We start from the raw sequence: 20,130 nt of genomic DNA on the forward strand, positions 1-20,130 counted from the left end.
TTTTCAGACGTGAGCTGCTTCGGCTTCCACCCAGTCGCCGTGCTGTTTGATCAGGTCGATCAGGGCATCCACGGCTTCACCCGATGGGATGTTGCGTTTCACCACTTCCTTCCCTTTGTAAAGGGTGATCACCCCATTGCCGGTGCCTACGTAACCGTAATCCGCATCTGCCATTTCCCCGGGCCCGTTCACAATGCAACCCATGATGCCGATCTTCACTCCCTTCAGGTGACTGGTTCGCGCACGGATCTTGGCCGTGGTTTCCTGCAGGTCAAACAAGGTGCGGCCGCAGGACGGGCACGAGATGTATTCGGTTTTTGAAATCCTTGCCCTTGTGGATTGAAGGATGCCGAAGGCGGTGCGGTTGATGAAATCGGGTGGATGTACGTCGGAACCGAGCCAGATACCGTCAATCAGTCCGTCGGTCAGCAGGGCGCCTGCATCTGTGGAGGCATATAACTGGAAGTTTTCCGCGTCGGTGACACCGTAGGATCGTTTCACAATCACCGGCGTCCGGATGCCGTGTTCCATCAATGTGCAAATGGCCCTTCTGAGATCTGCCATCGCGTGCTCATTGGTTGAACGTAGGATCAGGGCATGACCCGTGGTTGTCTTCAACTTGTCAAGCACCCGGTCGTTCACCCCGGTGGTCTCAACTTCAACAAAACCTGTCGGAGGGGTGGGTTCATTCGTGAATGTTTCCGCATCCATCACCGGCAACGTACCTACTTTCCGGAGGGATGTCCAAACCGGGTAAGATTGTAAAACGGTAAGCGTGCCGGGCAATTCGAAAGATACGGAACGGTCACCGAGAAAGAGGTAGTCACATGCCTGGTCATCCACCCGCCACTTGTCGAGCTTCTCGGAATAGCGGTAACCCACAGACTCCAGATCTGAAGCACGCAGGTTTTCATGCCGGCTGAAATCTGCCACCACCCTGGGTACATGACCTTCGCCGGTAAGATGCATGCCTTTGGTGTCGCGTCTTTCAAAACCGAACGGGTCATAGGGCAGGCTGCTCATAGGAGGGATGGCTGCGTGCGGCATTCTTTTTCCGTATCGTTTGACGAGGCGCTGTGCCACCGGGATTTCAAATTCAGGTTCTTCCGTTAACGAAACCCGAATGGTGTCGCCAAGTCCGTCTTCCAGCAACGTGCCTATTCCGACGGCGGATTTGATGCGTCCGTCTTCACCATCACCGGCCTCCGTTACGCCCAGGTGCAGCGGATAGGCTTGTCCGTTTTGTATCATGCGTGCGACCAGCAGCCGGTATGCCTGAACCATCACCTGGGGATTGCTGGCCTTCATGGACAACACGATTTCATGGTAGCCCAGGTCTTCACAAATGCGCACGAACTCAAGCGCCGACTCTACCATGCCCAGGGGCGTGTCGCCGTATCTGCTCATGATCCTGTCTGACAATGAACCGTGGTTGGTGCCGATGCGCATGGCGGTACCGTATTCCTTGCAGATGTTTACCAGCGGTGTGAACCGTTCACGGATGCGCTCCAGTTCCGCTTCATAGGTAGCGTCGGAATATTCGATCTGTGCGAATTTTTTCTTGTCGGCATAGTTGCCCGGGTTCACCCTTACTTTCTCCACGATCTTTGCCGCCAGTTCGGCGGCATTGGGTGTGAAATGAATATCGGCCACCAGAGGCGTGTCGAAGCCCGCCGCCCGAATGGCTTTTTTGATGGGTTCGAGGTTGGCCGCTTCTTTCAGGCTGGGTGCCGTAATGCGCACCAGTTCACACCCGGCTTCGATCATGCGGATGCTTTGTGCCACGGTGCCATCGATGTCCATGGTGTCGGTGGTGGTCATGGACTGGATGCGGATGGGTTGATGGCCACCCAGGCGAAGGCCGCCGATGGTTACTTCACGGGTGATGAAGCGGTTATAGGCCGTCAGGTTGTTACAGTAGGGCAAATGCGGATCGTGCGCCATGTTGTTGAATCTGTCGCAAAGGTACAAACCTTCGGGCAGTGGCGCACGCCTTAATTGAAGGCGTTTTCGCCAGTGATATCCATGCCGGTGATCAGCAGGTGTATGTCGTGTGTACCCTCGTAGGTGATGACCGATTCCAGGTTCATCATATGCCGCATGATGGGGTATTCCCCGGTGATGCCCATGCCACCATGAATCTGACGGGCTTCGCGGGCGATCTGCAGGGCCATGTTCACATTGTTGCGCTTGGCCATGGAGATCTGAGCGGGCGTGGCCTTGTCGTTGTTCCTGAGGTTGCCGAGCCGCCATACCAACAGTTGGGCCTTGGTGATCTCAGTGATCATCTCGGCTAGTTTCTTTTGTTGCAGTTGAAAAGCTGCGATGGGTTTCCCGAACTGGATGCGTTCCTTGGCGTAACGCAAGGCGGAATCGTAGCAGTCGAGTGCAGCTCCGATGGCCCCCCATGCAATTCCGTAACGGGCTGAGTTAAGACATCCCAGCGGACCTTTCAATCCGCGGATATCCGGGAACACATTTTCTTTCGGGATGTGTACATTATCAAACACAAGTTCTCCCGTGGCGGAGGCGCGCAGCGACCACTTCCCGTGTGTTTCCGGTGTGGTGAAGCCTTCCATGCCGCGTTCAACGACGAGGCCGCGTATGTCGCCGGCATCGTCCTTGGCCCATACCACAGCAAGGTGTGCGAAGGGGGCATTCGAGATCCACATTTTGGCGCCGTTGAGGATGAAATGATCGCCTTTGTCTTCGATGCGGGTGACCATGCCGGCCGGGTTGGAACCGTGGTCGGGTTCGGTAAGTCCGAAGCAACCCATGAACTCGCCGGTGGCCAGTTTGGGCAGGTATTTTCGTTTTTGTTCTTCGGTGCCGTATTTCCATATGGGGTACATCACCAGGGAAGTCTGCACGGATGCGGTGGAGCGGATGCCGCTGTCACCCCGTTCCAGTTCCTGCATGATGAGGCCATACGAGATCTGGTCCAGTCCGTGACCGCCATATTCGGCGGGGATATACGAACCGAATGCGCCGATTTCACCCATGCCTTTGATCAGGTGTCCGGGAAAGACCGCTTTTTGGGCGGCGTCTTCAATGATCGGACTTACCTCTTTGCGCACCCATGCCCGGGCGGCATCCCGGATCATTTTGTGCTCTTCTGTGAGCAGTTCGTCCACTTGATAGTAGTCATGGGCTTGGTAGCGGTCGTCGGCCATTTCGGTTGTATTTGATTGATTTTACAGGCCCTTCCCGGTTTTTAGCCTGCTGCACACAAAAAAAATCAGGCGGGAAGGGGCTTGACAAATGTAGGAGAATTTGTAAATTGGCTTTCCTTCCTTGAAAATCCGTTGGCGCGAATTGGTGTTTTTTGTTTTAGTAACCTCTTAAATGTTATTTATGAAACGAAAGTTACTTTTTGCGTGCCTGACGGTATTATCAGCTGTTGTAGTAACAGATGGAGTGTGGAATCAGGCCTTGACGGATCCGGACGGATCGCCAGCCGCCTGCACGGGAAATCCTGCAGACAACAGTGGTAAAACATGTGCCCAGTCGGGTTGTCATACCGGTAATTCGGTGTCGCCCATGACAGGGTGGATCACCTGGGATGGGCCCTCATCCAATGAGTATACGCCCGGAGCCACGTACAACATTACCTGTACGGCTACACAATCGGGTATCGTGCGTTTCGGTTTCGAAGCATCGGTGTTTGATGCTGCCGGCGCAATGTCGGGCACCATGGCAATTACCAATTCAAGCCAGACATGGATGAGAAGCCTGGGTGCCAAGAAGTACATCACCCATACCCTGGCCGGCAACAGCGGTTCAACCACCAAGTCGTGGACGTTCCAATGGACAGCCCCTTCCGCCGGTAAAGGTTCTGCAGCCGTGTATGCAGCATTCAACTGCGCCAACAACAACGGAAGCGATACCGGAGATAAGATTTACACCTCCGTGCTGGTGTTGACCGAAGCCACCAACGTATCGGTGCAGGACATCGAAAACAACCAGCAGATCGGTCTGCAGGTTTACCCCCAGCCCTTCAGGGATGAGGCCAATGTTTCATTTGAGTTGAGCCAAACCGAGCAGGTTTCGGTGGAACTTTATAACTTGGCCGGGCAAAAGGTCGGAGATGTGTTTGACGGTGTGATGCAGGCAGGTACCCAGCGTGTGCAGATTGAAAGGCAGCGTTACAACCTGCAAAGCGGTGTGTATTTCGTTCATATGATGGTCGGAAACACAGCGTACGTACAGCGCACGATGGTGTATTAATTTCCGGCAACATATTTGCTGTATATAATTTCGATGGTACATCTGAATTTACTTTTTCATCGCACAGCCAGGGTCGCAGCGGCCCTGGCTGTGCCATTTTTACTGGTACAGGGTTGTACGAACGACAGGGAAGTGCTACCGGACATACCGATATGTGACACCATGCAGGTATCCTATGCACAGGATGTGTATCCGCTGATACAGGTGAGCTGTGCTGTATCCGGGTGTCATGAGAACGGCTACATCTATGGAGACTTCACGAATTATCAGGAGTTGAAGGATAAGGTGGACCTGGGTGTTTTTCAAACGGAAGTCTTTGATCAGAAATCTATGCCCCAGGCACCTGTAGCTCCCTTAACCGGCGCCGAATTGCAGTTGCTCGAATGTTGGGTGGAACATGGCGCATTAAACAATTGAATATGTTGAAAATAAAATCTTTGATCCTGGTGCTGGGGCTAAGCCTGCCCTGGATGGCACATGCCCAGCTGCTGGCAAGCAAGGAATCGGTTATTTCGTTTTTCTCCGAAGCAACCCTGGAAAATATCGCAGCTGAAAACAAGGCGGCAACCAGTTTCATCAACAAAACGGAAAACACGGTTGCCGTGAAAGTGCCGGTGAACGCATTCTCATTTGAACAAAAGCTGATGCAGGAACATTTCAATGAGAACTACATGGAATCCGAAAAATACCCCTACGCGACGTTCAAAGGCAAAATTCAGGAAGAGATCGATTACAGCAAAGACGGCACCTATCCGGTGACTGCCAAAGGCAAGATGAACATGCACGGGGTAGAACGCGATGTGGAGATGAAAGGAACCCTCACCATTAAAAATAGCGAAGTACATTTGCACACCGAGTTTGTTGTGAAGCTGGAAGACTATAAAATCAAGATCCCCAGTATTGTTGTTGAGAAAATTGCGGAGGAAGTGTCGGTGAAGGCAGACATCACTTATTTACCCTATGAGAAAAAATAGATCCTTGCTGCTTTGCGGCGTGCTTTGCCTGTCCGTTGCAGGCGCATTCGCACAGGACGATTTGATGGACATGCTGGATTCCAGCCAGCCGAAGACCAGGGAAGATGTAACGGCAACTTTCAAAACCACGCGCGTTCTCAGCGGGCAGTCGGTGGAAACAGTGAGAAAAGGTGGCCTGGATTTCAGGGTTACCCACCGGTTCGGGAATATGGGAGGGGCCAGCGGTGGAGGGGTGCATACCCTCTACGGATTCGACCAGGCCAGCAACATCCGGTTGTCATTGGAGTATGGCCTCACCGATCACCTGATGGCAGGTTTCGGTCGCAGCAAAATGAATGAACACCTCGACTTCTTCGTCAAATGGAGGTTTCTCAGGCAGACCACCGACAATGCTGTACCGGTGAGCATGGTATGGTATTCCAACATGGCCATCAATCCTTCCGGTGATCCGCAAGGGCTATGGACGAAGTGGGTGCATCGGTTGTCATACACACACCAGGCGATCCTGGCCAGGAAATTCAGTCCTTCTTTTTCTGCTCAGCTCATGCCCACGTTGGTTCACAGGAACTTTGTACTGGCAGACGCACATCCGGTTGATGGCAGCCAGGACATGAACAACCTGTTTTCGCTTGGCGGCGCTTTCCGGTTGAAGTTCACCAAACGTGCTGCGATCGTGGTTGAATATTTTCAAACGTTCTCGGCGTATCGCCATTCCAATACCGCGGATCCCTATTATGCGCCCCTGGCCATCGGGCTTGAGATCGAAACAGGTGGACATATATTTCACGTTAACCTGAGCAATACCGCGGGTATTATTGAGAACGACTTCATTCCTACATCCCCCGACAGCTGGGGCAAAGGTGGCATGAAACTGGGCTTCACCATATCCCGCGTGTTTCAGCTAAAGCAATAAATGGTGCAACCTGCGCAGTCTACCGATTCTGTTTGGACATGGTTCGGCGGGCCATCTTTCCTGGGTATTGAACAAGAAACCGTTTCGCAGGATCAGGAGCCTGCCCTGCAACCGGGTCATCCTTTCCGTAAGCATTTGCTGCCACCCACTCATGAAATTCCGCTTGCTGGCAACAGTTTGCGTGAAGACTGGTGGTTCCCCGTCATTTTTCTCCTGGTCATCATTGTAGCATGGGTCAGGGCATTTCATCAAAAGGGCGTGCGCTTTCTCATCAATACATTTGTTACCACCCGCGGTACCCATCAGAGCATGCTGGATGAAAACGTAATGATGAAAAAAGCATCGGTGTTTCTGAACCTGTTGTTCGCTTTTTCCATGTCTATGTTCATGTACCTTGTACTTTGGGATGGGACGATTCATATCGCAGGATGGCAGGGTGGATTCCGGGGCTTCATACAAATACTGTCAATCCTGGCCGCCGTTTATGTGTTAAAACTGGCAGTGATCAGGCTGATTGGATGGGTATTTGATATCCGGCAGGCTAGCCAGGATTATGCTTTCAATGTATTCCTTTGGCAAAAAGGAATCGGCGTGCTGTTATTGCCCCTGGTGGTCTTGATGGCTTACCTGCCCCTTAAAAATTATAACCTTTTGGTTTATATCGGATTAAGCATTGTACTCATTCTCTGGGTTGTTCGGGTTTTCCGGGGATATCAGGTGGCTGGTTCTGTTTTCGGATTTTCCAGATTCCATTTGATTCTTTATCTTTGCACGCTTGAAATTTTGCCGCTGATAGTAGGGCTAAGGCTTTTTTTAAAGGTGTAACTTTTGAGTGGAAATTTCAGCGGTAAGTCCGTAAACAACCATTAGGTATGAAGGTTAAAAGGATCCTGATATCCCAGCCCAAACCAGAAGGAGACAAATCCCCCTATCACGATTTGGCCAAAAGGTGCAAGGTGGAAGTTGATTTCCGCCCGTTCATTCATGTTGAAGCGGTTGATGCGAAAGAGTTTCGCAAAGAGCGTATCAACATACTGGACCATACGGCCATTATCTTCACCAGCAGGAATGCGGTAGATCACTTTTTCCGGGTGGCCAAAGACCTGCGTGTCACCATCCCTGACACCATGAAGTATTTCTGCATTTCGGAGTCCACTGCGTTCTACCTGCAGAAATACGTGGTATACCGCAAGCGTAAAATATTCTACGGCAACCAGACTTTTCGTGAATTGATGGACATCATCAAAAAGCACAAGGATGAGAATTTCCTGCTGCCATGTTCTGACATTCACAAGCAGGAAATTCCCGAAATGCTTGACCAATCCGGCGTCAAATACACGAAGGCGATCATATACCGCACCGTCTGCAGTGATCTTTCCGACCTTTCTTCCCTCAACTATGATATGCTGGTTTTCTTCAGTCCGTCAGGGTTGAAATCCCTGCTCCAGAACTTCCCCAAGTTCCAGCAGAAAACTACACGGATCGCCGCCTTCGGCCCTACAACGGCCAAAGCGGTGAAGGAAGCCAAGCTCCGGTTGGACGTGGAAGCCCCGTCCCCGCAGGCTCCATCCATGTCCATGGCCATTGAGCAATACCTGAAAAAAAACAACAAATAGTAGGTAAAAACCTTGTCGCTATTGACAGGTTAATGTAATTTCCCGTCGGCATCGGTTGGCCGGATACCCGAATAAATGGTGTCACGTCCTTTCCGGATGCAACAACGCCGTGCGAACTTCGTCATTTGGTAAGAAGGAGAAACTCAAAAGCCGGAAGGCATTGGCCCTGCTTTTCAAAGAGGGCAGGAGTTTGAACAACCCACCGCTTCGCATGCTTTGGATACGGGCGGAACAAATCGGACCTCCTTCCGTAAAAATTGCGGTTGCTGTTCCAAAAAGAAATTTCAGGAAGGCAGTTGACAGAAATACCTTGAAAAGAAGAATGCGGGAAGCATACAGGCGCAACAAAAACCTGTTGCATCCGCAGGAGTCAGACGCATCATCCGGATTGAACATCTTGTTCCTCTATACCGGAAAAGATCTGGCCAGCTACCGGGAGCTCGAGGAAAAAATAAGGGAATTGTTATCACGTTTGTTTAAAGTGACATCAGAAAAAAGTTAGAAACCATGAAGTGGACCAGCATGCTGAAGAAAAAACTGGCGGTAGCAGCCGTTGTCATCGGACTTGCATCAGGAGCAGTTGTCTCCTACAGTTTTTCGGATAATTATTTCGAAGTATCAAAAAACCTTGAAATCTTCGCCACCCTTTTCAAGGAACTTAACATTTATTATGTCGATGAAGCCAACCCAGGCGACCTGATTAAAAAGGCCATCGACTCCATGTTGGAGTCACTCGACCCTTACACCAACTATATACCGGAATCCGAAATGGAAGATTACCGGTTCATGACCACCGGCCAATACGGTGGTATCGGAGCACTGATCCGAAAACAGGACGATTATGTCATCATCTCCGAACCTTATGAAGATTTTCCGGCACAGAAAGCCGGACTCAGAGCAGGAGACAAGATCATTGAAATCGATGGCAAGTCAGCCAAAGGAAAAGATACCCAGGACATCAGCAAGGTACTCAAAGGTGAACCTGGCACCAATGTGAACATCACCGTAGAACGTCCTGGAGAAAAGAAGCCTATTTCATTTGATCTGGTGAGGGAAGAGGTGAAAATCAAAAGTGTACCCTACTACGGCATGATGGAAGATGGTGTCGGGTACATCAAGCTTACAGGCTTCACACGCAATGCCGCACAGGAAGTGAAAGAAGCCCTCGAGGCGCTGAAGGAACAAAACGCCAAATCCGTTATTTTCGATCTGCGCAGCAATCCGGGTGGCCTCCTCAATGAAGCAGTGGACATTGTGAACCTGTTTACCGAAAAGGGACAAATGGTGGTGAGCACCAAAGGTAAAATCAAAGAGTGGGAAAAAGAATACCATGCCCTGAATACCCCCGTGGATACAGACATCCCTATGGCCATTCTTGTGAACCGAAGTTCGGCTTCCGCTTCCGAAATTGTTTCGGGTTCCCTGCAAGACCTCGACCGGGGTGTTGTGATCGGACAAAGGACTTTTGGTAAGGGCCTGGTACAAACCACCCGCCCGCTTACCTACAACACCCAGTTGAAAGTAACCACGGCCAAATACTACATCCCGAGCGGCCGTTGCATTCAGGCCCTGGATTATTCCAACCGCAATGAAGACGGAAGCGTGGGCAAGATCCCCGATTCACTGATCAGCGAGTTCAGCACGCGCAATGGAAGAAAGGTATTTGACGGCGGCGGTATCAATCCCGACATTGAAATCAAACCAACTGTTGTTGGTAAGATCACGGCAAGTCTGTACGGCAAAATGCACATCTTCAACTTCGTTACCGAGTTCACGCTGAACCACCCCGAGAAAGGGAAAGACGGTAACTTCGAGTTGTCGGATAAGGACTACGATGAATTCCTCGCTTATATCAAAGACAAGGATTACGACTATACCACCAAAAGCGAAGGATTGCTGGAAGACTTGAAGGAAGCAGCCGAGGACGAAAAGTACTTCGACTCATTCGAATCTGAATACACCGCCCTCAAGGAAAAAATGATGCATGACAAAACCTCCGATCTGCATACCTATAAGGATGAGATCAAAGACCTGCTGGAGGTTGAACTGGCCACCAGGTTCCGGTATCAGAAGGGTCGTATTGAGGAAAGCCTCAAGAAAGACCTTGAGGTTCAGAAAGCATTGGAAGTCCTGAAAAATACACAGGAATACAAGGATGTATTGGCCATTCACGATGCGCCGACCACGCCAAAGGAATAGCCATTCATTAACTGCACGGCCGTGGGAAAACCCAAGTTCCCGACCTTACATCGTCACTTATTTCATACAGGCCTGCTGCTAGTTGCAGCAGGTCTTCCTCTTTCCAACTTCCTGATGAGCCTGGGCCAGATCCTGCTGCTCATCAGCTGGCTGGTGGGCAAACAGTGGCGCCATGCAGTGACCGGTTTTTTCAGAAATCCACTGGCACTTTCCATCACGGCCATTTACTTTTTGCATGTGGTGGGGCTCATCTACACAACCGACTTTCACTATGCGGCGGATGATTTACGAATTAAGCTACCGTTGCTGTTACTTCCCCTGATACTGACTACCTCTCCTGCCATAGAAAACAATTGGTTTGAACGCATCCTGCATGTATTCATATGTGCAGTGCTGGTTTCCTGCCTGTCGAGTTTCGCAGCATTTTTCTGGTGGGGGCCCGATCGTGTTGTAGATGTTCGGGATTTGTCGCTCTACATATCACACATCCGGTTTGCACTGATGATGTGTTTGTCTGTGTTCGTGATCGTGTATTTCCTTTCCCGCCCCCGGACGATGGTGGCAAAGATGCTTTACCTGACCATGGCCGGGGTGCTCATCGCTACCCTTTTCCTGCTCGAATCCATGACCGGCCTTACAGTGCTGGTGCTGGCTTCTTTCTTCATGATGCTACGCTGGGTTATCTACAGATACAGGGGAAGGTTCAGGTGGTTGTATGCAGCCCTGGCGGTGATGTGCCTGGTTTTGCCTGCATGGTATGTGGTTGGTGTGGTTCGCACTTATTACAGCATGCCGGTTGATGCGCCGGACATGGAGCATGCCGAATCGCAAACTCCAAGGGGCAATCCATACTTCCATGATGCGGCGAACCCTGCCCGCGAAAACGGACATCCCATTTACATGTATATCTGTTACAATGAACTGGAGCAGGCATGGAATGAAAGGGCGTTGCTTCGCATTCCCGGACAGGACCGGAAGGGCCACGACCTTCAGATGACCCTGATCCGGTTTTTGTCATCCAAGGGGTTGCGGAAAGATTCCGATGGTGTGGCTTCCCTTACCTCAACCGAAATCAAAGCCATTGAAAACGGGGTGGCGAATGCACACTACCTGGGGCATGCAAACGTAGGATCGAGGATTGAAAGGATATGTTGGGAATGGGATCGTTACAGAACCACCGGTGAAGCAGACGGACACTCGGTCAGCCTCAGATTGGAACTGTGGAAGACTTCCTCACATCTGATAAGGATGTCGCCGTTGTTCGGAATCGGCACGGGAGATATCGACCAGGAGTTCAGGGCGGAATTCACACGCATGAAAACAACGCTCTCGCCCCGCTGGCAACTTCGTCGCCCGCACAACCAGTACATTTCTATTACCGTTACCCTTGGTGTATTCGGTTTGCTGGTGTTTGTCTTTGGTTTGCTATACCCGTTATCCATACGAATCGTCAGACCGGATTACCTGTACGTGGCATTCCTGGTCATCGCCCTGTTGTCCATGATCAATGAAGACACGCTGGAAACGCAGGCAGGGGTTACCTTCTTTGCATTTTTCAATACGTTGTTGCTGTTCCGGCACAAGGCAAATCACACACCCAAACCTGCCGAACGGTAGATCTTCAGGGTGGCATCGGCTGTGGCTGATCGGGTGAATGCGGCCAGGTGATGTGTGGCGCCTTCCACCAACCGCTTTCTCAATGCATCATTTTCAACCATTTGGCGTACATGCCGTGCAAGTTCAAGGGGGTTGCCAACCGGTGCAAGCAGGCCGGTCTCACCGTCTCTTACGATTTCCGGTATACCTCCGGCATCGGTGGCCACCACCGGAACCCCGCATGCAAAGGCATCCAGGATGGATGTTCCCAAACCTTCTGTTTTGGAAGTGATCAGGAATACATCAATGCCGGGTAAGAGTGCGGGAATGTCTTTCCTGAATCCGGTCATGGTGATGTGTGACCCCAGTTCTTTCTGACGGATATACGCTTCAACCTCATTCCGGAGCGGCCCGTCACCAATGATGAAGTAATGCGCGGGGAAATGTGACTTTACAAGTTCCGACACCGTGTCAACGAATGTAAAGTAATCCTTGTGGGGTGCAAGCGCTGCAACGTTGGCCACCACCCGTTGATCATCCGGAATGCCGAACTCCTTGCGCAGAACCGGAACGGAGGGCGGGTTCGCAAAACGATCCAGGTCAATGCCCGAGTACACCGTATGCAATACCGATGGATTCCGGAGCGAGGGTGCGGTTATCTCGCGGATCTTATCAGATACGCAGAGGATGGCCCGGATGCAATGATGGTTGTATTTGAACCTGGAGAACCGGCTTTTGGAAACCGGGAAATCCACCCGACGGCTGATAACAACCGGAGTAGGGTTCCCGAACAACGTTGCAGCCATCACGGCAAATGTGTGTGCATGCGCATCGTGGCAATGAATCACTTCCACGTCGAAGTGCCGGCATAATGATCGTATGTGTCGTGCAAACCGGAGACTTACGGATGTTCGCCTGGCGATTGCTTCAAATGGAATTCCATGATCTCTGCAGTACGTTTCAACGGCACTGTTTTTTGTACACAACACGGTTTGCTCTACGCCTTGTTTCTCCAACTCCTCCACCAGATATGCCATTTGCTGTTCACCACCCCGCCAGGTGCGGGCGGTAGCGATGTGCAAAACCATGTGGCTTTCCGGTTGCGGACGGATATGGGGCTTACGTACGGCCAAGTTTTCTAAGTTGCAGATATTTTCGGTATGTCGCCTGGGCCGAGATCAGGCAAATCAACAGCCCTTTGTATCCGTCAAGGAATCCGAGTTTGATCAGGTAGTTGCGCGCGAATTTGGCTATGGGATGAATCAGGATCTTCAGCCAGTTCGAACGAATACCCTTGTCGTACAGCGCTTGTGCGCCGATGGCTGAGAAATTCCGCGCCTGCGCCTTGTGTTGGGCAACGGTGTAAAAAGAGTAATGCAACAGATCGCCCGCAATGAATGCCTGGCGCAAACCCGGGTTCAGTGCATACCGGTCATGGGGATTTACGCCCGCCCAGTGTCCGGAGCCCCTCCGGAAGAGCCGCATTTTTGTATCCGGGTACCATCCGCAATGCCGGATCCATTTCCCGCAGTAGTTGGTCAGCCGGTTGAAAGTATATCCGTCGGCATCGAGATTCGGCTTCATGCCTGCCAGGTTTTGTTTCAGCCGGTCGGATAAGGCTTCATCCGCATCCAGCGAAAGCACATATTCGCAGGTTGCGTAGGTGAGGGCCAGGTTCTTCTGTTCGATGTAGCCCCGGAATTCGTGTTCAATGAACCTTGCACCTGCTGATTCACACAGTTGTTTGGTGTTGTCCGTAGAGCGGGAATCAACCACGATGATCTCATCTGCAAGACCCTGTATGGATTCAAGGCAGCGACCGATGTTCCGCTCTTCGTTGAATGTGATGATGACCGCTGAAATGCTTGCCATATTCGGGTAAAGTTAGCAAATAGCCATCAGTCTGAGCATCTTTCGGGTATCCGGTAGGCATTCCCGATTTCTCCTTATTTTGTGCCGTCATGGACATCAGGGAATATTCGGAAGGAATTCGCAAGGGCGATAAGCGTTTGCTGGCCCGTGCAATCTCAATGGTTGAAAACGCCACGCCGGGATATGAAGAGCTGCTGCGCAACCTGGCCTTTTCCCCGGACATTCCCGTGGTGGGCTTTACGGGCCCTCCCGGAGCAGGAAAAAGCACATTGATCAATGCCCTGATCTCACTGCTCACCGCATCCGGCAAAAGTGTGGGTGTCGTGGCGGTGGACCCCACCTCGCCATTCCATTCGGGTGCCCTGCTCGGAGACCGCATCCGGATGTCGGATCACTTCGAGAGTGATCTTGTGTTCATCCGTTCCCTGGCCAGCCGCAGGTCCCTGGGTGGTTTGTCGGCCAAAACCCTGGAGGTGGTCGATGTGATGCGTGCCTTTCCGTTCGACTACATTTTTGTGGAAACCGTAGGGGTGGGACAGTCGGAGGTGGAGATTGCCGGTCTGGCTGATACCACCGTGCTGGTGCTTGTTCCTGAGGCGGGAGATGACATCCAGGCGATCAAATCCGGAATCATGGAGATTGCGGATGTGTTTGTGGTGAACAAGTCGGATCGTGAAGGAGCGGGTGTGTTTGCCAAACATCTGGTTGAGTTGGTGCATGAACGGTTTCACGGAGCATGGGCACCACCGGTTATTCAATCCACCGCCATCAAGGGGGTAGGGTGTCAGGAAATTTTGGAAGCGATCGGTTCACATCGTCGCATGAAGCGGGATGATCACACGGTTGCGTTGTATGCGGAGAAGGCATGGCGCATCATCCAGGAAAACCGGATGAAGGATGTGAATGCGGAGGAACTCAGACAAAAGGTACGCGATGCCGTGTCGAAAGGTCCTGTGAATATTTATGCGCTGGTGGAGGCGTGGGGATATTAAGGGATTGTTATTCCTGCACGTACACCCGTTTCACCCGTTCGGAAATGCCGGTCAACAATTCGTACGGGATGGTGTCAGCCGCATCGGAAAGAACCGGTAGTGGCAATTGCTCACCGAATACGATCACTTCATCGCCTTCCGATACATTGAATCCTGTCACATCCACCATGCACATGTCCATGCAAATGTGTCCGACTGTCGGAGCTTTCTTTCCACCGATGAGCATGTAACCGTTTCCGTTTCCGAGGCGCCGGTCATATCCGTCTGCGTAGCCGATGGGAATGGTGGCGGTGATCATATCACGCAGGGCTTTCCCACTGCGTCCGTAACCGATGGTTTCCCCTGAACGGATCTGTTTGATCTGACTGATGGTGGTTCGGAGTGTGCCTACCTGTTGCAGGTTTTTGCCTGCGTTTCCGCTGACGTCCATGCCGTACAATCCGATGCCCAGGCGTACCATGTCGTATTGCGCATCCGGAAACCGTTGGATACCGGCCGTGTTCAGTGCATGTTTCAGTATGGGGTAGGCAAAATGAGGCAAGATGGTATCGCACATGCGATCGAACCGTTCGAGCTGCAGGCGTGTGAACTCGTCATGATGAGACGATTCGCTGGCGGCGAGGTGGGTGAAAAGCGATTTGATATGCAATGCCCTGCTGTTGCGAATCTTCACAATCATCTGGTTGATGTCTTCTTCCTGGAAGCCCAGGCGGTGCATGCCGGTGTCGAGTTTGATGTGAACGGGTACCTTGGTGTTCAGATCTTTCGAGAAGCGGGTGGCGGCATGGATGAATGCGTCAAGCAGTTGCATGCTGTAGATCTCGGCTTCCAGGTTGTGCAGGAAGATGGCATCGAACGTACTGGGCTGTGGGCTCATTACCATGATCGGCAGGGTGATGCCCGCCTTGCGCAACGCTACACCCTCATCTGCATAAGCCACCGCCAGGTAATTGGCACGATGAAACTGGAGCATGTTTGCCACTTCAAAGGAACCGCTTCCATAGGAGAAAGCTTTCACCATCACCATGATTCCGGTTTCAGGGTTGAGTCGCGAGCGGAAATATTGCAGGTTGTGCACCAGTGCCGTGAGGTTGATCTCCAGGATGGTCTCGTGCGCTTTCTGTTGCAACAAACGGCTGATCTGCTCAAAACCGAAATGGCGGGCGCCTTTCAACAGAATGGTTTCATCATGAAACTGCAACTCCTGAAATGAAGTGAGAAAATCCTGGGTATCCCTGAAAAAACTTTTTTCCATGGGGAAGTGGGGCGCCTGGCTGGATATGTCGGGACCGATTCCGATCAGGCGCTGGATGCCCTTTTTTTCCAGCATACCTGCAATTTCGCCATAGAGGTTTTCCTTGTGCTGTCCGCTTTGCAGGAGGTCGGAAAGGATTACAGTTCGTTTTGCATGTTGCTGCTGTTGTTTCAGAAAATCCAGTGCGATGTTGAGTGATTCGAGGTCGGAGTTGTAGAAGTCATTGATGATGGAACACCCGTTGATGCCTTCCTTCAGTTCGAGACGCATGGCAACGGGAGGCAGGAACTTCATCCGGTTGCGGATCACTTCCGGATCATAACCCAGGTGCAACAGGATGGCCCAGCAGTGAATGGCATTCTCAACGGAGGCATGGTCTGTGAAAGGAATGGTGATGTTGAGAAATTTGTTCTGGCAAATGCCTTTGATATATGTGGTGTTGCCTGTTTGTTCGGTTTTTGCAATAACGAGGTTGGCATTGGTTTTCCTCGACCAGGTGAACATCTGGGTGTTCTTCAGAAATTCGGCATGTGTTACTTCCTTGTGAATGATCTCGTGATCTTTGCAGTACACCAGTGTTTCACATCCATCGAACAAGCGGATTTTCTCCTTTGCCTTTTCACTGTGGTCACGAAAATTCTCATCATGGGCATGACCGATGTTTGTGATGAGACCGATGGTGGGGCGGATGATCTTCCGCAGGTAATTCATTTCACCCGGTTGGGAGATACCGGCCTCGAAGATGGCCAGTTCATTGTCCGGATGCAATTTCCATACAGATAATGCTGCACCCAGTTGTGAGTTATAACTTTTGGGACTTCGCACGATGTTCTTGTCTTCCCGCATCAGCTGGAACAACCATTCTTTTACGATGGTTTTTCCATTGCTGCCGGTGATGCCGATCACAGGAATGGAGAACTGGCTTCTGTGATGCGCTGCCAGGTCCTGGAGGGCACGTAAAGGTTCTTTCACCACCAATACGTTGGCAGCGGCCATGATCTCCTGATTGGGTGGAGGGGTGTTTACTACAAAATTCCGATATCCTTGGCGGAACAGGTCTTCCACGTAATCGTGACCATCGTGGGCCGTGCCTTTGAGTGCAAAAAACAGGGATGCGTCCGGGTCACCGGCTTTCCTGCTATCGGTGACCAGGTAACGGATCAATGCCGGTTTGTGGATGGTGGCTTCTGCGCCGATGATCCGGGCTACCTCACTGATGTCATATCCTATCGCTGCATGGCTCATGGGTGGGTTGGCACTTGATCGTAAAGATAAGCGGAACGAATGAAGTACGGAATGGTAAGGGCAGACTATTCCTTGTAGTTGACGTCGGACACATTTTTGATGCGACCGATCACCTTGAATTCAGTACGACGGTTTTTGGCTCTTCCTTCCGGGTTGTCACTTCCGTCGGGGTTCTCGTTAGGAGCGAGGGGTTTACTTTCACCGTAGCCTTTTGCTTTCAGTCGTTCGGAAGCAATGCCTTTGGAGATGAGGTATTTTACCACGCTTTCGGCACGCTTCTGGGAAAGTTTTTCATTGTATGTATCCGTACCGCGGCTGTCGGTATGGGAACTGATCTCTGCAACAATCTCCGGGTTCTCAGTCATAATGCGGTAGATCGTGGTATCAATCGTCATCATAGCCGAATCAGTCAGATTGGATTTATCGAAGTGGTAATAGATGTTGCGGATGATAATCGGTTCGGGCGGAATGGCCACGATGGGGGCGTTCCATTTGAGCGTGTCGGACTTGGTGAAGGATTTTGTAGAAAAGTTATTGCTACGTGACAGGTATTCATCCTTCGATATGGTTACCCGGTAGTCCTGGCCCTGTTCCATGGTAATGGAATAGTCACCGTTTGCATCGGTTGTATCCGATTTGATGAACATGGGCTCCTCTTCACCCGAGGGATCCAGAAGAAACAGAGAGACAACGGCACGTTCCACGGGTTTGAATTTTTCCTGGTCGGCGTTTGATCCCTTCTGCAGTATTTGCTCTATGCTTTCCACTTTGGAGGAATCATCCACCTGAAACACCTTACCGGCAAGTGCAACCCGGATGTACTTGGTCCATTTCAGGCTGTAGATGTCATCACAGCAGGTGGGGTTTTTCAATGCCACGCCGCCGGGACGGTTTGATACGAAGAATCCTTCCGACCGGTCTTTGCTGATGGTATAATACAAATCGTCGGCGCTGGAGTTCAGCGGATATCCCATGTTCTCAGCTTTCTTCCAGCGGCTTTTTTCACCCGGCACTTTGAAAATGTCAAGGCCGCCCAGGCTGGGGTACCCGTCGGAACTGAAGTACATGGTGCGCGTTTCAATATCGTATGAAGGGGTCATTTCATCACCCTCGGTGTTGAGCCTGCCTGCCCGTTTCGGGGACTGCCATTCTTTTCGTTTGGCATTGTACACGGCATACCAGATATCAAGGCCTCCTTTTCCACCGGGCCTGTCCGAAACAAAATACAGGATATCACTACCGCTTTTCGAGTCGCTCCCGACGGTGGGTTGCGTGCTGGTGTATTTGGGATGGTTGATGGGTTTGGGTAATTTCTCAGGTTCAGACCAGCTGCCGTCTTTCAGTTCACTTCTGTAAATGGAACAGGTAACGCGATCATATTCATTTTTCTCACACCGGGTAAAAAAGAATGCCTGACCATCCGGGGAGAAGGCTCCATTGCCCGTTTGCACATTCTCAAGGTTGAAAGGGCCTTCGTATTCACCCTTGCTTTTCCAGTCGTCTCCCTCTTTTTCAGCTGTATAAAATTTACGCACCGGCATCTGGTGGGTTGAATCACCCGGGTAAAAGTTTACCTGATCGGACTTAAGGGAGGCGTACAACATGCGTGATTCAGTCAGCGATACGGGACTGAATTCCACGTGGGCCTTATTGATGGACGTGTCCAGGTGATAGATCAGGATGTCCAATGGTTTGTTGATCAGGTCGGGTGCGTCTTTGCAGCCCTGAATCTCATTTTTTGTCAGGTTGCGGTACAACTTTTCATCTTTGGCGCCGCGGTATTCTTTCTGGAACTTTTCAAAGAGTTTTTTGGATTCCTCATACTCTCCGTTCATTTTCATCATCTGCGCCTGGTAGAAGAGGGCTTTTGTGTATTTCTCAGGATCGGCTTCGTATACTTTCTTGAATTCCGACTGGGCGGTTTCATAATCACGTGCTTTGCGGTATTGCAGAGCCCTTTCATATGCGATCTTCATGTCTTCCGGCTTGAGTTCCAGGTACCGTGAGAACAGATCGATGGCGGAATAGGTATCGCCGATGCGGGCTGCACCGAGACCATACTTCTTGAGCGCTGCAGGTTTCAGCTTTTGCATGTTGTCTACCGGTTGTGCCAGGGAAGCTGTCCAGCAAATCAGAAAAAGCGGAAGAAAACGAAGGTGTTTACAGGCGATCACAGGGAATGGTGATTTTTGGAGGCTGCGAACTTTTGCAACGATAAATGAAGGAAAATTCCAATGCGCCATGTTTTTGGGTAGCAATCTTAAGTCCGGAGATGTTCACGTCATAGCTGAGACCGATGTCAACCCTGTTGAATTCAATTCCACCGACGGCAATCATCGCGTCCTTGTTGCGCCAGAAACCATCCCTGTAGTTTGCGCCTGCATAGATGGATTTGATTTTGTATTTGTTCGTGCCCAGTTTGTATCCCAGGTCGGCACCAACCACCACATCGGATGCCTTCCGGGTAAGCATGTACAACAACTTCGGTCTGCCATACCAGGTTTCATTGATGTCATAGATACCTTGTCCGTGAATCACCGTTCTTGGTTTGAGGTGGTTATCTCCATTGTCGAAGAAGGTTTCTTTCGGAAAGATAAAATGAAAGAGTGCAATGCCCGCTTCCGGACGGAATTTGTTGAAATGACCGGTCCATACGATACCGGCATTGGCATCCAGATAGGACAGCGATTCTCCTAATCCATAAGATTGTTCATTGTTCGGAAGGGAAGGATTGTCATTGACAAACATGCCCTGTGTAATGTCGAATTGGTTCGGAAAAGTGAGCGCATCCATGGAGAAACTTTTCTTCACATATCCGATCTGCATTCCAGCGTGCAGTCCCTGACCCAATATGTTCCGGTGATAGCTCGCCGTGAGGTAAAACTTGTTCAGGGTGAGTTCTGCGTCGCCCGACCTGTCGTGAACGAGGATGAGGCCTGCGGTCAGGTGATGTTCCCCGAGGTACAGTTGTTTCTCATAGGACAGATCCAATGTCTGGTAAGGAATGCCGATGGCTTTCCACTGCTGGCGGAGGTTATTCACCACCCGGCAGTCGCCGACGAAATTCCCCGTTTCCCCCGGATTCAGGGTAAGCGGCGACATGTTAAACTGAGAGAAATGGACATCCTGCGCGTATCCGCGGTTTGAAACCGCGAGTAGCAGAAAAACAACGAAAAACTTATATATCCTTGCGATCAAATTACCTATATTTGACATTCAAAGGGTGAGTAAAGTTAAGAAA

Annotated in this window: 17 protein-coding genes; 10 read left to right on the forward strand and 7 right to left on the reverse strand. The window is 51.0% G+C overall.

The genetic code is table 11. From position 1 onward, the window contains the following. Positions 1 to 3: 3 nt before the first annotated feature. Together ispG and H6585_00220 are read right to left on the reverse strand one after the other, a co-directional pair. Positions 4 to 1,944, reverse strand: coding sequence for a (E)-4-hydroxy-3-methylbut-2-enyl-diphosphate synthase (ispG, locus tag H6585_00215; protein MCB9446748.1), 1,941 nt, complete (start codon positions 1,942 to 1,944; stop codon positions 4 to 6). Between the two features lie 50 nt (positions 1,945 to 1,994). Beyond that, positions 1,995 to 3,173, reverse strand: coding sequence for an acyl-CoA dehydrogenase family protein (locus H6585_00220; protein MCB9446749.1), 1,179 nt, complete (start codon positions 3,171 to 3,173; stop codon positions 1,995 to 1,997). 181 nt (positions 3,174 to 3,354) lie between these two features. Here H6585_00220 and H6585_00225 point away from each other — a divergent pair, with 181 nt between their 5' ends. The 9 genes from H6585_00225 to H6585_00265 all read left to right on the forward strand — a co-directional run bounded on the left by H6585_00225 (position 3,355) and on the right by H6585_00265 (position 11,546). Next, on the forward strand, positions 3,355 to 4,227 hold the full coding sequence (locus H6585_00225; protein MCB9446750.1) for a T9SS type A sorting domain-containing protein: 873 nt from the start codon (positions 3,355 to 3,357) through the stop codon (positions 4,225 to 4,227). A 33-nt stretch (positions 4,228 to 4,260) separates the two neighbouring features. Further along, entirely contained in the window at positions 4,261 to 4,644 is a 384-nt protein-coding gene (locus H6585_00230; GenBank protein ID MCB9446751.1) for a hypothetical protein, read from the forward strand. Between the two features lie 2 nt (positions 4,645 to 4,646). Further along, positions 4,647 to 5,201 (forward strand): YceI family protein, encoded by a 555-nt coding sequence (locus H6585_00235; protein ID MCB9446752.1) that lies wholly within the window; start codon positions 4,647 to 4,649, stop codon positions 5,199 to 5,201. Further along, on the forward strand, positions 5,188 to 6,114 hold the full coding sequence (locus H6585_00240; GenBank protein MCB9446753.1) for a hypothetical protein: 927 nt from the start codon (positions 5,188 to 5,190) through the stop codon (positions 6,112 to 6,114). The genes H6585_00235 and H6585_00240 overlap by 14 nt, the downstream gene beginning before the upstream one ends. A 135-nt stretch (positions 6,115 to 6,249) precedes the next feature. Then, entirely contained in the window at positions 6,250 to 6,939 is a 690-nt protein-coding gene (locus H6585_00245) for a DUF4271 domain-containing protein (GenBank protein ID MCB9446754.1), read from the forward strand. A 47-nt stretch (positions 6,940 to 6,986) separates the two neighbouring features. Beyond that, positions 6,987 to 7,730 (forward strand): uroporphyrinogen-III synthase, encoded by a 744-nt coding sequence (locus tag H6585_00250; protein ID MCB9446755.1) that lies wholly within the window; start codon positions 6,987 to 6,989, stop codon positions 7,728 to 7,730. A 109-nt stretch (positions 7,731 to 7,839) separates the two neighbouring features. Continuing rightward, positions 7,840 to 8,232, forward strand: a complete 393-nt coding sequence (rnpA, locus tag H6585_00255; GenBank protein MCB9446756.1) for a ribonuclease P protein component — start codon at positions 7,840 to 7,842, stop codon at positions 8,230 to 8,232. Positions 8,233 to 8,252: 20 nt separating this feature from the next. After that, positions 8,253 to 9,929 (forward strand): S41 family peptidase, encoded by a 1,677-nt coding sequence (locus H6585_00260; GenBank protein MCB9446757.1) that lies wholly within the window; start codon positions 8,253 to 8,255, stop codon positions 9,927 to 9,929. Positions 9,930 to 9,950: 21 nt separating this feature from the next. After that, positions 9,951 to 11,546, forward strand: coding sequence for an O-antigen ligase family protein (locus H6585_00265; GenBank protein ID MCB9446758.1), 1,596 nt, complete (start codon positions 9,951 to 9,953; stop codon positions 11,544 to 11,546). Here H6585_00265 and H6585_00270 read toward each other — a convergent pair. Beyond that, a complete protein-coding gene (locus tag H6585_00270; protein MCB9446759.1) occupies positions 11,519 to 12,658 on the reverse strand; it encodes a glycosyltransferase in 1,140 nt (379 codons plus the stop codon). The genes H6585_00265 and H6585_00270 overlap by 28 nt on opposite strands. Continuing rightward, positions 12,645 to 13,397, reverse strand: a complete 753-nt coding sequence (locus tag H6585_00275) for a glycosyltransferase family 2 protein (protein MCB9446760.1) — start codon at positions 13,395 to 13,397, stop codon at positions 12,645 to 12,647. The genes H6585_00270 and H6585_00275 overlap by 14 nt, the downstream gene beginning before the upstream one ends. Before the next feature lie 89 nt (positions 13,398 to 13,486). On the opposite strand from H6585_00275, the gene meaB reads away from it, so the two are divergent. Then, positions 13,487 to 14,389, forward strand: a complete 903-nt coding sequence (meaB, locus tag H6585_00280) for a methylmalonyl Co-A mutase-associated GTPase MeaB (protein MCB9446761.1) — start codon at positions 13,487 to 13,489, stop codon at positions 14,387 to 14,389. Between the two features lie 7 nt (positions 14,390 to 14,396). Here meaB and H6585_00285 read toward each other — a convergent pair whose 3' ends face one another. The 3 genes from H6585_00285 to H6585_00295 form a co-directional block, all read right to left on the reverse strand. Next, the gene (locus H6585_00285) at positions 14,397 to 16,874 is read right to left on the reverse strand and encodes a bifunctional UDP-N-acetylmuramoyl-tripeptide:D-alanyl-D-alanine ligase/alanine racemase (protein MCB9446762.1); all 2,478 of its coding nucleotides are present in this window, start codon (positions 16,872 to 16,874) and stop codon (positions 14,397 to 14,399) included. 80 nt (positions 16,875 to 16,954) lie between these two features. Continuing rightward, positions 16,955 to 17,989 carry an OmpA family protein gene (locus tag H6585_00290; GenBank protein ID MCB9446763.1) on the reverse strand — a complete coding sequence of 345 codons (1,035 nt, stop codon included), beginning with the start codon at positions 17,987 to 17,989 and terminating at the stop codon, positions 16,955 to 16,957. Positions 17,990 to 19,049: 1,060 nt separating this feature from the next. Beyond that, positions 19,050 to 20,087 carry a PorP/SprF family type IX secretion system membrane protein gene (locus H6585_00295; GenBank protein MCB9446764.1) on the reverse strand — a complete coding sequence of 346 codons (1,038 nt, stop codon included), beginning with the start codon at positions 20,085 to 20,087 and terminating at the stop codon, positions 19,050 to 19,052. Positions 20,088 to 20,130: the final 43 nt, after the last annotated feature.

Source organism: Flavobacteriales bacterium (assembly GCA_020635855.1).
Lineage (GTDB): Bacteria > Bacteroidota > Bacteroidia > JACJYZ01 > JACJYZ01 > JACJYZ01.

Bases quoted from the DNA above. Each gene is read 5' to 3' on its own strand.
- ispG (MCB9446748.1), bottom strand. From the start codon at position 1,944: ATGGCGCACGATCCGCATTTGCCCTACTGTAACAACCTGACGGCCTAT.
- H6585_00220 (MCB9446749.1), bottom strand. From the start codon at position 3,173: ATGGCCGACGACCGCTACCAAGCCCATGACTACTATCAAGTGGACGAA.
- H6585_00225 (MCB9446750.1), top strand. From the start codon at position 3,355: ATGAAACGAAAGTTACTTTTTGCGTGCCTGACGGTATTATCAGCTGTT.
- H6585_00230 (MCB9446751.1), top strand. From the start codon at position 4,261: ATGGTACATCTGAATTTACTTTTTCATCGCACAGCCAGGGTCGCAGCG.
- H6585_00235 (MCB9446752.1), top strand. From the start codon at position 4,647: ATGTTGAAAATAAAATCTTTGATCCTGGTGCTGGGGCTAAGCCTGCCC.
- H6585_00240 (MCB9446753.1), top strand. From the start codon at position 5,188: ATGAGAAAAAATAGATCCTTGCTGCTTTGCGGCGTGCTTTGCCTGTCC.
- H6585_00250 (MCB9446755.1), top strand. From the start codon at position 6,987: ATGAAGGTTAAAAGGATCCTGATATCCCAGCCCAAACCAGAAGGAGAC.
- H6585_00260 (MCB9446757.1), top strand. From the start codon at position 8,253: ATGCTGAAGAAAAAACTGGCGGTAGCAGCCGTTGTCATCGGACTTGCA.
- H6585_00275 (MCB9446760.1), bottom strand. From the start codon at position 13,397: ATGGCAAGCATTTCAGCGGTCATCATCACATTCAACGAAGAGCGGAAC.
- meaB (MCB9446761.1), top strand. From the start codon at position 13,487: ATGGACATCAGGGAATATTCGGAAGGAATTCGCAAGGGCGATAAGCGT.
- H6585_00290 (MCB9446763.1), bottom strand. From the start codon at position 17,989: ATGACCCCTTCATACGATATTGAAACGCGCACCATGTACTTCAGTTCC.